At 45.0% G+C, this 13310-nt stretch carries 11 protein-coding genes; 5 read left to right on the forward strand and 6 right to left on the reverse strand.

Annotation, left to right across the window (positions count from 1 at the left end):
* Positions 1–8: 8 nt before the first annotated feature.
* The 5 genes from acnD to R7O13_RS18510 form a co-directional block, all read right to left on the reverse strand.
* The gene (gene acnD / locus R7O13_RS18490; RefSeq protein ID WP_213908114.1) at positions 9–2600 is read right to left on the reverse strand and encodes a Fe/S-dependent 2-methylisocitrate dehydratase AcnD; all 2592 of its coding nucleotides are present in this window, start codon (positions 2598–2600) and stop codon (positions 9–11) included.
* Between the two features lie 156 nt (positions 2601–2756).
* Positions 2757–3899 carry a 2-methylcitrate synthase gene (prpC, locus tag R7O13_RS18495; protein ID WP_005377283.1) on the reverse strand — a complete coding sequence of 381 codons (1143 nt, stop codon included), beginning with the start codon at positions 3897–3899 and terminating at the stop codon, positions 2757–2759.
* A 132-nt stretch (positions 3900–4031) separates the two neighbouring features.
* A complete protein-coding gene (gene prpB, locus R7O13_RS18500) occupies positions 4032–4928 on the reverse strand; it encodes a methylisocitrate lyase (protein ID WP_005388185.1) in 897 nt (298 codons plus the stop codon).
* Positions 4929–4940: 12 nt separating this feature from the next.
* Positions 4941–5654, reverse strand: coding sequence for a GntR family transcriptional regulator (locus R7O13_RS18505; protein WP_005377279.1), 714 nt, complete (start codon positions 5652–5654; stop codon positions 4941–4943).
* A gap of 264 nt (positions 5655–5918) precedes the next feature.
* Complete coding sequence (locus tag R7O13_RS18510) at positions 5919–6317, reverse strand: GFA family protein (protein ID WP_017633774.1); 399 nt, start codon at positions 6315–6317, stop codon at positions 5919–5921.
* A gap of 266 nt (positions 6318–6583) precedes the next feature.
* Between R7O13_RS18510 and R7O13_RS18515 the strand changes: the two genes are divergently transcribed.
* The 5 genes from R7O13_RS18515 to R7O13_RS18535 all read left to right on the forward strand — a co-directional run bounded on the left by R7O13_RS18515 (position 6584) and on the right by R7O13_RS18535 (position 11481).
* The gene (locus tag R7O13_RS18515) at positions 6584–7555 is read left to right on the forward strand and encodes a tripartite tricarboxylate transporter substrate binding protein (protein ID WP_005388181.1); all 972 of its coding nucleotides are present in this window, start codon (positions 6584–6586) and stop codon (positions 7553–7555) included.
* 238 nt (positions 7556–7793) lie between these two features.
* On the forward strand, positions 7794–8288 hold the full coding sequence (locus R7O13_RS18520; protein WP_065274568.1) for a tripartite tricarboxylate transporter TctB family protein: 495 nt from the start codon (positions 7794–7796) through the stop codon (positions 8286–8288).
* 19 nt (positions 8289–8307) lie between these two features.
* Positions 8308–9834 (forward strand): tripartite tricarboxylate transporter permease, encoded by a 1527-nt coding sequence (locus R7O13_RS18525; RefSeq protein WP_005388177.1) that lies wholly within the window; start codon positions 8308–8310, stop codon positions 9832–9834.
* Between the two features lie 279 nt (positions 9835–10113).
* Entirely contained in the window at positions 10114–10629 is a 516-nt protein-coding gene (locus tag R7O13_RS18530) for an adenylate kinase (RefSeq protein ID WP_053307019.1), read from the forward strand.
* An 81-nt stretch (positions 10630–10710) separates the two neighbouring features.
* Entirely contained in the window at positions 10711–11481 is a 771-nt protein-coding gene (locus R7O13_RS18535; RefSeq protein ID WP_318304426.1) for a sulfite exporter TauE/SafE family protein, read from the forward strand.
* Between the two features lie 292 nt (positions 11482–11773).
* On the opposite strand, the gene R7O13_RS18540 is transcribed toward R7O13_RS18535, so the two are convergent.
* Entirely contained in the window at positions 11774–12745 is a 972-nt protein-coding gene (locus R7O13_RS18540) for a TAXI family TRAP transporter solute-binding subunit (protein WP_005377264.1), read from the reverse strand.
* Positions 12746–13310 lie beyond the last annotated feature (565 nt).

Consider the following 13310-nt stretch of genomic DNA (forward strand, 5'->3'; position numbering starts at 1 on the left):
CGCACTCCTTATTGTGCCAAGAAATCTTGCGCGAAACGCTGCAGAACACCGCCTGCGTTGTACACGTGAACTTCGTCAGCGGTATCTAAGCGACAAGTAACCGGAACATCGACTTTATCGCCGTTGCTGCGTGTGATAACCAGCGCTAAATCAGCGCCCGGCTTGATTTCTCCAACCACGTCGTAAAGTTCCGTACCATCCAGCTCTAGCGTATTGCGGTTAACGCCCGACTTAAATTGCAGTGGTAGTACGCCCATGCCAACCAAGTTAGTACGGTGAATACGCTCAAAGCCTTCAGCAACAATGGCTTCTACGCCCGCCAGTCGAACGCCTTTTGCTGCCCAGTCACGGGATGACCCCTGACCGTAATCCGCGCCAGCCACCACGATCAATGGTTGTTTACGATTCATGTAGGTTTCAATCGCTTCCCACATACGAACCACCTGCCCTTCTGGCTCTACACGCGCCAGAGATCCCTGCACGACTTCGCCGTTTTCCTTCACCATTTCATTGAACAACTTTGGGTTAGCGAAGGTCGCGCGTTGCGCCGTTAAGTGGTCACCACGGTGAGTCGCGTAAGAGTTGAAATCTTCTTCTGGCACACCCATTTTCGCTAAGTATTCACCTGCTGCGCTGCTTGCGAGAATCGCGTTGGATGGTGATAAGTGATCAGTAGTGATGTTGTCGCCCAGAATCGCCAATGGACGCATACCAGACAATGTTCTTTCTCCCGCTAGCGCACCTTCCCAGTATGGTGGTCGGCGGATATAGGTACTCATCGGACGCCAGTCGTACAGCGGGTTGGGATTTTGCTCTTGATCATTCAGCTTAAACATCTGAATGTAAACTTGCTTAAACTGCTCAGGTTTAACATGAGTACCGACAACTGCATCGATCTCTTCATCGCTTGGCCACAAATCATTGAGATAAATTGGTTTGCCGTTTTGGTCCGTGCCAAGCGCATCGCGCTCGATATCAAAACGAATTGTACCTGCTAGCGCATAAGCGACAACCAATGGTGGTGAAGCCAAGAAAGCTTGTTTGGCGTACGGATGGATTCGACCATCAAAGTTACGGTTACCAGAAAGCACCGCTGTCGCATATAAATCACGGTCGATGATCTCTTGTTGGATTTTTGGATCCAACGCACCACTCATACCGTTACAAGTTGTACATGCGTAACCAACAATGCCAAAGCCAAGCTTCTCTAGCTCTGGTAATAAGCCCGCTTCTTCCAGATACAAGCGTGCAACTTTAGAACCCGGAGCAAAAGACGATTTCACCCAAGGTTTACGTACAAGACCAAGTTCGTTGGCTTTCTTCGCGACAAGGCCAGCAGCAACCACGTTTCTTGGGTTACTGGTATTCGTACATGAGGTAATAGCAGCGATGATCACTGCACCATCTGGCAACTCGCCTTCTTTCTCTTCCCACGCTCCGGAAATACCGCGCTGTGCCAACTCAGAAGTTGGTAAACGACGATGAGGGTTTGACGGACCAGCCAAGTTACGGCTAACTGATGATAAATCGAACTCAAGTACGCGCTCGTAAACGGCGCTATCAAGATCGTCTGCCCAAAGACCGGTTTGTTTTGCGTAATTTTCTACTAGAGCAACTTGTTCTTCATCTCGACCAGTTAGTTTCAAGTAATTGATGGTCTGCTCATCAATATAAAACATGCCAGCTGTTGCGCCGTATTCTGGTGTCATGTTTGAAATCGTTGCGCGGTCTCCGATCGTTAGATCACGTGCGCCTTCTCCAAAGAATTCAAGATATGAAGATACCACACGCTCATTACGAAGAAACTCAGTAATCGCGAGGACAATATCCGTTGCGGTAATGCCCGGTTGACGTTTACCCGTCAGTTTGACACCGACAATATCTGGTAGACGCATCATTGATGGTCGGCCAAGCATGACGGTTTCTGCTTCCAGACCACCGACACCTATCGCAATAACACCAAGAGCGTCTACGTGAGGCGTGTGACTGTCCGTACCCACACAGGTGTCAGGGTAGGCAATGCCCTGCTTTGCTTGTACCACAGGAGACATTTTTTCCAAGTTGATTTGGTGCATGATGCCATTCCCAGCTGGAATCACGCTGACGTTTTCAAACGCTGTTTTACACCACTCAATAAAGTGAAATCGGTCTTCATTACGGCGCTCTTCAATCGCGCGGTTTTTGTCGAAGGCATCAGGGTCAAAGCCCGCATGTTCAACCGCTAAAGAGTGGTCAACGATCAATTGTGTCTCAACCACTGGGTTCACTTTTGCAGGATCGCCGCCCTGATCTGAAATGGCATCGCGTAGACCCGCTAAATCGACTAGAGCGGTCTGACCAAGAATGTCATGACAAACAACGCGTGCTGGATACCAAGGAAAATCAAGATCGCGTTTGCGTTCAATTAACTGTTTCAGGCTATCTGTCAATGTGTTCGGGTCACAGCGACGGACCAGTTGCTCAGCTAGCACGCGAGAGGTATAAGGGAGTGTTTCATAGGCTCCAGGAGAAATGGCATTGACGGCTTCGCGTGCATCAAAGTAATCCAGTTGAGTTCCCGGAAGCGGCTTACGATATTGGATATTAATATTTGTATTCATGGTTTGCTTCCATTCAGTCTTTACATCTTGCCTTCATCAAGGTTTTCCATTGCTCCAGAAACACAGTGATGAGAGGTTCTCCTTCCTCTGCTAGAGAGAATGACAAAGGAAGGAGGTGGTCAACCAAAGCATATAATGCCCTCGTTGACCTTCGCGCTAGCGATTCTCGATAGGCACCCATTCTTGATGATCTGGGCCCGTGTAATCAGCACTTGGGCGAATGATGCGGTTATTGGCACGTTGCTCATAAACGTGTGCAGCCCAGCCCGTTAAACGACTCATCACAAAGATTGGGGTAAATAGTTTGGTTGGAATGTCCATGAAGTGGTAAGCCGATGCATGGAAGAAGTCCGCATTACAGAACAGACCTTTCTCTCGCTTCATCACTGATTCAACACGCTCAGAAACCGCATATAGATGTGTATCACCAACTTGCTTCGATAACTCTTTGGACCAGCGTTTTATTAAGGCGTTGCGAGGGTCACTTTCACGATAAATCGCATGACCAAAGCCCATGATCTTGTCTTTATTGGCTAGCATTTTCATGATGTTCGCTTCCGCCTCGTCGGGCGTTTGCCAATCTTCAATCATTTCCATCGCCGCTTCGTTCGCACCGCCGTGAAGTGGCCCACGAAGCGTACCGATTGCCGCCGTGATACAAGAATGAATGTCTGACAACGTTGATGCACAAACACGTGCTGCGAATGTAGAAGCATTAAACTCATGTTCAGCATAAAGAATAAGCGAGCAATGCATCACTTGTTTGTGCAGCGCAGATGGCGCTTTGTCTGTAAGTAATCGCAAGAAGTAACCACCGATGCAATCTTCAGTCTGATCCTCGGTGTTGATACGCACGCCATCATGACTAAAGCGGTACCAGTAACAGATGATGGCAGGGAACAAGGCTAGCATACGTTCGGTTGCTTTCAGTTGCTCCTCGAAGCTCATTTCCTGCTCTAGGTTACCCAATACAGAACAACCCGTGCGCATTACGTCCATTGGGTGTGCGCTTGCAGGAATTAACTCTAAAGCTTGTTTTAGCTCGGCTGGCAAACCTCTAAGGCTGAGTAGGTGTGTCTTGTACGCATCAAGTTCTTGTTGATTCGGCAAGTGACCGCGTAACAGAAGGTGAGCCACTTCTTCAAACTGTGCGTTGTTCGCAAGATCAGTAATATCGTATCCACGATAAGTTAAACCAGTTCCCGTTTTTCCGACAGTACATAAAGCTGTGCTTCCTGCGCTTTGACCACGAAGGCCCGCGCCACCTAATTCTGCTTTCTTTTCTGCAGTTTGAGACATTGTTTGAACTCCTTTTCTGTCTGACTTTTCCCTCTCTGGGGTGTTTTTAGCCAAACGAATTTCACGTTATTAGATGAGATAAATTCCGATTATCTTTTTCTTGGGCTTCCGTCTATTTTTGCTTTTCCCCCGCTATTTCCCTTCAGAGAATAACTGGTCAAGTTTGTCTTCGTAGTCGTGGTAATTCAGGTGCTGATACAACTCTTTACGTGTTTGCATCGAATCAACCAGTGCTTCCTGATTACCCACTTCTAGCAAATGTTTGTAGACCGTTTCAGCAGCTTTGTTCATGGCACGGAACGCACTTAATGGATAAAGCACCATGTCCACTTTTGCTTTCGCTAGCTCATCGCAGCCATACAGCGGTGTCGCGCCAAATTCTGTAATATTCGCCAGAATAGGAACGTGCTTTCCGGTCGCTTGCTCAAGCGCATTTGAAAACTGAAGGTACTGGTCCAGCTTGTTCATCGCTTCGGGGAAGATCATGTCTGCGCCAGCTTCCACACACGCAATCGCACGCTCGATTGCGCTGTCCATGCCTTCAACAGCTAACGCGTCAGTACGAGCCATAATCACGAAACTTTCATCATTGCGTGCATCAACCGCGGCTTTTACACGATCAACCATCTCTTGCTGGCTGACTATTGCTTTGTTCGGACGATGACCACAACGTTTCTGTGCGACTTGGTCTTCCATGTGCACCGCTGCCGCGCCCGCTTTTTCCATCGCTTTGATCGTGCGAGCAATGTTAAATGCACCGCCAAAACCCGTGTCGATATCAACCAAAAGAGGCAAATCACATGCGTTAGTGATGCGGTCAACGTCAACCAAAACGTCGTTTAATGTTGTGATACCGAGATCCGGCAATCCGTATGACGCATTTGCGATACCGCCACCAGACAAGTAAATCGCTTGGTGACCCAAGTTTTTTGCCATCATGGCGCAATACGGGTTTATAGTGCCGACAATTTGTAGTGGATTATTTTGTTCAATGGCGAGTCTGAATTTCGCTCCCGGTGTTAAGCTCATGACGAATTCCTTCTAGTCTTTGTCTAAACTTTCTGTATGTATAATTTGAGATTGGATGAGCTTTCGACTTCCTGATATGTGTCTTCTCATCAACATTTCTGCAAGCTCTTCATCGCGATTGCGAATGGCTTCCAAAATGAATTTGTGTTCGGTGAGCGCCTCATTCGGGCGAGATTGCGCACGTGGCGACTGGTAACGATACATCCGTAATAAGTGATAGAGTTCATCACACAGCAGAGATATTAACTTACTGTTTCTGCTCGCTTGGATGATGCGATAGTGAAAATCAAAGTCACCATGTTGATGGAAGTAAGACGCGCCTTCCATTTGGTCTATATGCTTGGAATGTGTCGACAATAGCATTTCCAAGCTTAAGAGCTCTTCTTGCGTAATGTGTCGCGCAGCTAACCTTGCTGCCATGCCTTCCAATGCTTCTCGAACGGCATAAAGTTCTATCAGCTTTTCCGGAGAAAAAGTGGTCACTCTGGCCCCAACATGAGGAATTCGCTCGATGAGCCCTAGCCCCTCTAAGCGCATCAATGCTTCACGCAAAGGCCCACGACTGACTTGATATTTCTTTGCTAGCTCAGGCTCTGATATCTTATGGCCAGGCTTCACATCGCCATTAACAATGACTTCAATCAGTGTTTCGGTCAGCGTTTCGGATTTGGTGTGTTCTTTCTCAGAACCCAGCACTTTATAACGAGCTTTCAACTCAGAGTTCATATTCAGATACTCTTGTTACCGACATCGAAATGTCTACAATTTCTTAACCTGAATATAAAGTAGTCGATCAAAGTGTCGACAATCAAGTAAATTGTCGACAATTTAGACTAAGGTCGTAGTTTAAATGGGCCTAAAATGCCCATTAAGTGCCTTTTTTAGCAGAAATAAAGAATGGTGAGTTCATATTGTCGACAACTTATAAACCTTTAAGCTTATGATCTAAAAACTAAAAGCTCAGCTGTCGAACAATAATCGGATAAAAAACTATTCTTTAGGTACAAATTGATCAAAAACTTGTTGCGAAGTCATCTTTTGTGAAGCGGAATTGAGGTCATAATAAGCTGGCTTTTCATCGGTAAAAATCTCTAAAGTGAGTTTGAAATCTGGGTTATCGAACAAACCAGCGGAAAGAATGTACTCACCTGTCGGCAACAAATGGTAGAAAAGGTTTGTGCCACACTCACCGCAAAACCCCCTCACTCCCCAGTCTGACGACTGATAACGTTTAGGTTCGCCACCTTTAAAGGTCACGTTAGGCCCACAATGCACCGCATGAAGTGCACCACTCGACCATTTTCGACACATAGAGCAATGGCACAGGCTAACCTCATTTTTAACCTCAGCGATGACTTCAATTGCGCCGCACAAACACGTCCCTTTCATTCTCTTTTCCTCGTTCATTTTCCGTCATTTTATTATGGCCTACCAAAGCGTAAAGCCGCGTGACCTAACACCAACTTCTCGCCGTGAACTTTATGAACAAAATAACCGAAATGCTCAATATTCTCTTTATATCTCTTTTACAGACAGATATTTAACACTTAATTAACCTTTACACCAAGTTCAGCTTTAACGCTTACAAGGCATGACAACTGAGCAAAAACAATAAGGCTCAACTAAATAGAGTCGCTAACATAAGGAACGTGAACATGTTAAAGGTACTCAAACCAACGCTCGCCGCTTCAATCATCGCAGCTTCATTTTCATTCAACGCTCTTGCTGCAGATATTGAAAAAATGCACTTTCTTATCCCTGGAGGTGCCGGTGGCGGTTGGGACATGACCGCCCGAGGTACTGGTGATGTATTAATAAAATCAGACATCGTCGAAACCGTATCATTTCAAAACCTATCTGGTGGTGGCGGTGGCAAAGCAATCGCACATTTGATTGAAACGGCTGATCGTCAAGAAGATACACTCATGGTGAACTCAACACCGATCGTCGTTCGCTCGCTCAGTGGGATCTTCCCACAATCTTTCCGCGACTTGACTCCTGTTGCCGCAACGGTTGCCGATTATGGCGCCATTGTTACATCAGCCGATTCTCCTTATAGCTCTTGGGAAGATGTCGTTAAAGCTTTTAAAGAAAACCCACGTAAGGTGAAGGTTGCTGGTGGCTCTGCTCGTGGTTCTATGGATCATTTGGTTATAGCAGCAGCTTTCAAAGGTGAAGGTTTTGATGCGCGTAAAGTTCGTTACATTGCCTATGATGCAGGTGGAAAAGCCATGGCAGCCCTACTTTCAGGCGAAACACAACTGCTCTCTACAGGGCTAGGTGAAGTACTCGAAATGTCTAAGTCTGGGCAAGTGAAAGTGTTAGCGATTACAGCACCAAAACGTTTAGAAGCTGCGCCTAATATTCCAACTCTCACCGAATATGGTAATGAAACTGTCTTTGCTAACTGGCGTGGATTCTTTGCAGCACCAGGCACAAGCCAAGAAAAGCTAGATGAATGGAATGCCGCATTTACTAAAATGTATAACACCGACGAATGGCAAGTCGTTCGAGACCGCAATGGTTGGATCGACAACTATAAAGCGGATAAAGCATTCTTCGCGTTTCTTGAAGATCAAGAGCAACAGATGGGTGACTTAATGCGCGAGTTAGGCTTCCTGAAGTAACAATCGAATTGGGGTCCCTCAGATACCAACCACAATGAATAACGTAGGTTGGTATTTCCCCATTGTATTTGCACTCTAAGTTTCACCGCATATGGACATTGTCGACAATCGGCATGCACACTCCTTTGTTTATATACCCAAAGCGGCTCGACTAGCAGCGAAATGCTTAATTGTTAATGGTTTAGTTTATTCATTGACGTCCATATGCGGTCTTTTTTACTTTTGTTAGGAGTTGAATATGCCTCGTTCAACCAACTTTTTCACCAAAGAGTATTTACTCTGTCGTGACCGCGTCGGCGCAATGATCTTTCTACTCTTCTGTCTTTGCTACGGTTATCAAACCTCGCAGATTCCATTGTTTCCAGGTGATGAGTATGAACCATTCACCGCACGTACTCTGCCAACCATCCTGACTTACGTTGGTGTCGGCCTTTCTTTGCTATTGCTGGTGACAGGACAACCAGATAAACAAAGTGGCGCAGTGCTGACCTTCAATTGGAAGTTACTGATTGCCTTTTTAGTTTTAATGGCACTCTACGGCGTGGGCCTGACGTACTTAGGTTTTGTGATAGCTACTGGCTTCTTTTTATTGGCTGGCTTTTATCTGCTCGGGGAAAGACGTAAACCCGTTCTGTTTGGCGCGTCGTTTCCATTCGTGATCGCGTTCTACTTATTACTCACTCAAGGTTTGGACATCTATCTCGAACCGGGTTTGATTTTCACCATCTGGTAGTCAAAGAAAGGACTGAATTATGTTAGATGGAATTCTACAAGGTTTATCCACCGCAGTAATGCCAATGAACATTATGATGGTGATCGTTGGTTGCTTCGTCGGTACATTTATCGGCATGTTACCTGGACTTGGGCCGATCTCAGCCATTGCTTTGATGATCCCAATTACTTATGGACTAGAGCCCTCCTCTGGCCTTATTTTAATGGCGGGTGTTTATTACGGTGCGGTATTCGGTGGTTCTACATCGTCGATTTTAATTAACGCGCCGGGTTGTTCTTCAACCGTGGTCACAGCATTCGACGGCTACCCAATGGCTCAAAAAGGCCAGGCAGGTAAAGCATTAGCTTTGGCAGCTTATTCGTCTTTCACTGGCGGTACGCTATCTGCCATTATGTTGCTTGTTGCCGCACCAGCATTGGCTAGCGTCTCCCTTAGCTTCCAATCGTCGGACTATTTTGCGTTGATGCTACTTGGGTTATCAGCAGTCGCGGCTTTTGCGGGGAAAGGTCAGGTAATCAAAGCGTGGATGATGACCATTCTTGGTTTGATGCTATCTACAGTTGGAATCGATAAAGGCGTAGGCGTTGAACGCTTTACCTTCGGTTTAACGGATTTAATGGATGGCTTTAGCTTCTTGTTGCTTGCAATGGCGACATTCGCACTGGGTGAGACACTGATGGGCATCCTTAAACCATCAAAAGACACCAGCGATGAAGAACAAGAAAAGCTGAGCAACATTGGCTCAATGAAAGTGACCAAGGAAGAAATCAAAGATGTTGCGCCTGTTTCAATTCGCTCTTCAATATTAGGTTTCTTCACTGGCGTTCTTCCTGGCGCAGGGGCAACCATTGCTGCTTTTTTAAGCTATGGTATGGAGCGCAACCTCGCACCTAAAGAGAAAAAGGATGAGTTCGGTAAAGGCAGTATACGTGGTTTGGTTGCGCCAGAGTCTGCGAACAATGCAGCATCTAGTGGTTCATTTGTACCGCTATTAACGCTTGGTATTCCGGGCTCTGGTACAACAGCAATAATGCTCGGTGCGCTGATCGCTTATGGTATTCAACCTGGCCCTCGCCTATTTGTTGAACACCCAGATGTGTTCTGGTCAGTGATCATTTCCATGTACTTCGGCAACATCGTACTTGTGATCCTGAACTTACCGTTGATTCCGTACATTTCAAAGCTTTTGGCGGTTCCAAGAACGGTGCTTCTACCGATGATTTTATTCTTCTCAATCACCGGCGTTTATTTGGTCTCTTTTAATACTATGGATGTGTTCGTGATGCTGATTGTGGCTATGGCTGCCATTGCACTTCGGCTCGCTAACTTCCCGCTCGCACCTTTATTGCTGGGCTTCATCCTTGGAGGATTAATGGAAGAGAACTTACGCCGCGCATTAATGATTTCAGATGGAGAACTGAGTTTCCTATGGGAGCGTCCTATTACCCTTACCTTTACTGTTTTAGCTGTATTGGTATTGGCAAGTCCACTAATCGTAAAGCTGATTCAAAAGTTTAAAGCACAGCCAGTCAGCGTTGAGCAGTAATCGCTGTCTCTTTCAACCTAGATAAAGCCATCCATCGTGATGGCTTTATCTTCCGCCCTCCAAATCGTTCGCTTATTGTGCAGATGGTATTGACAAATCACTGTCGTTATATGAAGGTGATTGTATGAACACACACTTAGCGCAACTTAACCAACGAATTATCATCATTCCATAGGAATGGTGGGATTTTTTGATGCGCTCAGTATTTATCGAACCCACCCATAACGGTGGGTTTTCTGTCTCTACCGTATGGGAAAAGCTCTCTTGGAGGCGGTCACAATGCAAAAAATAGCAGTTTTTGGTAAACCCGGCAGTGGAAAATCGACGGTAAGTAAAGTAATCGCGTCGGCTACCGGTCTTCCTCTTCATCAATTAGATTCAATAGTCTATAAACCAAACGGTGATCCCGTTGAGCGTAACGTTTTTGATGAAGCCCATAGCAATATACTAAGCTCAGATCGTTGGATTATAGATGGCCTTGGACCGATCAGCTCTTTTAACGCTCGTTTAGATGCAGCCGATACTCTCATTTATATTGATCTACCATACTCAGTAAGCTATTGGTTTGTGACGAAACGTCTCCTTAAAGGACTTTTCATTAAACCTGAAGGTTGGCCTGATGGTAGTTCGGTACTGAAAGGAACGTTACAAAGCTACAAAGTTCTTCAGCAATGCCCTGCATTCTGGAATGATGACTTTATGTCTCGCCTCGAGGGGTACTCTCAAACTAAAGCCGTTCATGTCATCAAAAACGTTACAGAACTGAACAATTTTGTTTTGGAGCGGGTAAAGTAAACCTCATATCAGAACATTAGAGCATGTAGGTTGGATCATCTGAAGCTCTAACAATGAAAAAGAACATAACAAGGATTGTTTATGCTTTTAGAACTCGTACTTTTATTCGTTGCTGGCGTAATTGGTGGGATCATTAACTCCATAGCAGGAGGCGGAAGCTTTATTACTTTTCCGGCTCTATTGGCAGTTGGTGTTCCTCCTATTATGGCTAACGCAACAAACACGTATGCTTCATGTGCGGGTTACATTAGCGGAGCCGTCGGGTTCAGAGAAGAGATCATGAAGAACAAGCATGAACTGCTGTTCACAGTCTCATTCAGTTTAGTCGGCGGCGCTGTCGGAGCATATCTGTTGCTCAACACGCCAGAATCGCTATTTATGGAAGCTATCCCTTGGTTACTCTTATTTGCCACCGTGCTTTTTCTCACCGGTTCTCGTTTAACAATGCTAATCAAAACTGTCGCGAAAGAGCACAAACATGCTGGCATACTCGGAGCAATCGCGTTGGGTTTACTACTTGTTGGTGTCTCTGCTTACGGTGGTTTTTTCAACGCAGGTTTAGGGGTTATTGTTCTGAGTTATCTGGTAGTAGCTGGTCACCAAGACATTAATTTAATGAACGGTTTGAAATTGCTCGTATCTACGTGTGTTTCACTCATTGCTATCGTGATTTTTGTTGCCAATGGCTCCATTGATTGGCACACAGGTAGTGTTGTTTTGGTCGGTACGTTGGTAGGTGGGTATCTTGCAGCTCGTGTATCTCGTCAACTGAATCCCAATCATGTTAAAGGGTTTGTTGCTCTTTCTTCTATTCTCATCACTCTCTACTTTTTCATTGATGTTTATGTTTAAGCAAAACTTGTACAAGTGGATAACACTCCTAAAAAACGCTAGCGCGAAAGATTAATGCAGATAGCCTAACGATTTTTTGTGTCACTCCAGCGAGGTTAGGAATCTAATAGCACTACACTGAGCGGCTAATGAAACCATTTTGATCACAAAGTGCTCGGATGGAAGATCCTGTATCACGCTCCTTCGTCGCTGTACAGGATGACAAGAAATAGAAATATGCCACTCGCAGTTAAACGAGTGGCATTGTTCGAGAAAGATGGCGTTTTACATCAATAATAAGAGAAAGTAACGCTTACTTAATCAGCCCTACTTCTTTGTAGTATTTGAGCGCACCTGGGTGAAGAGGCGCAGATAAACCGTCTTTTACCATTTCCTCTTTCTTCAAGTTTGCAAACGCTGGGTGGAGACGGCGGAAATCATCGAAGTTTTCAAATACCGCTTTAACCACGTTATAAACCACATCTTCTGGTACAGCAGTAGAGGAAACAAACGTCGCGCCCACACCAAAGGTTTGAACATCACTATCTGTGCCACGATACATACCACCCGGGACATTTGCGACACGATAGAAGCTGTTGTCTGCAACCAGTTTTTCTACATTAGGTCCAGCTACCGTTACGATATTACTATCACACGACGTAGTGGCTTCTTTAATCGCTCCACTTGGGTGACCAACGGTATAAATCATCGCATCAATTTTGTTATCACAAAGTGCTTTTGATTGCTCTGCTGCTTTTAACTCAGAGACAAGCTTAAAGTCGTCGTTACTCCAACCATACTGGTTCATTAGCACTTCCATAGTACCTCGCTGACCAGAACCAGGATTACCAATGTTAACGCGCTTACCTTTCAAGTCATCAAAAGTTTTGATGTTCGCGTCTTTACGTGCAACGACAGTAAACGGTTCTGGATGAACGGAGAATACGGCGCGCAGCTCTTTAAAAGGCCCGCTTTCTTCAAACTTACTGGTTCCTTTGTAAGCATGATACTGCCAGTCTGATTGCGCGATACCGAGGTCCAATTCACCAGCACGAATAGTGTTGATGTTATAAATCGATCCCCCAGTACTTTCTACCGAACAACGGATACCGTGCTCTTCTCGCGATTTGTTAACCAAGCGACAAATAGCGCCACCAGTCGGATAATAAACCCCTGTTACGCCACCGGTACCAATCGTGACAAACGTTTCCTCCGCAGACGCAGAAAAGCCTGTTGTGAGTGCAGCCAAAGAAGCCGCAAGTGCGATTTGCTTAAACTTAAACATTGAACATCCCTTTTACTTGTGTTGATGACCGTTTAAGTATAGCAACCGTTAACAATTTGATAACGTTTGAGTTCTCATCCTTGGCGGTTAGCTTAGTAATCACCATTTTATTGGCATATTCTGCCGTTATATAATGGCTCTATATAAGCGTAAACCGTATAGTCTAGAAAATTAAATCTTTAGACTGATATGTCCATTCTAAATTATCTATTAAATAGAAATACTCAGGTCAAATTACTATAATCTTGTTAAATAACCTTTATTCTATATAAATATGATGAGTTATAACTCCAGCCAGAAGACATGATGTACTTGAAATAAATAATACGAATGAGAGAACAAACAATCGTTGAATATGAATTGGAACCTTATCCCTCTTCTCTAACATTTTATATCGTTTCGCATGAAAAGTGCTCAGAAAAACAGTTCCATATTGTAGTACTCCGTGACCTGATAAGAATATATTCAGAGTGTAGTATCGAACTCCATTATCAAGAGCATCTTCAAGATACTTCAACCACTTGGATTTCAAATAAATAACAAACAAAACCCAAGTAAATATACC

It is taken from the genome of Vibrio sp. Y176 (assembly GCF_033438945.1).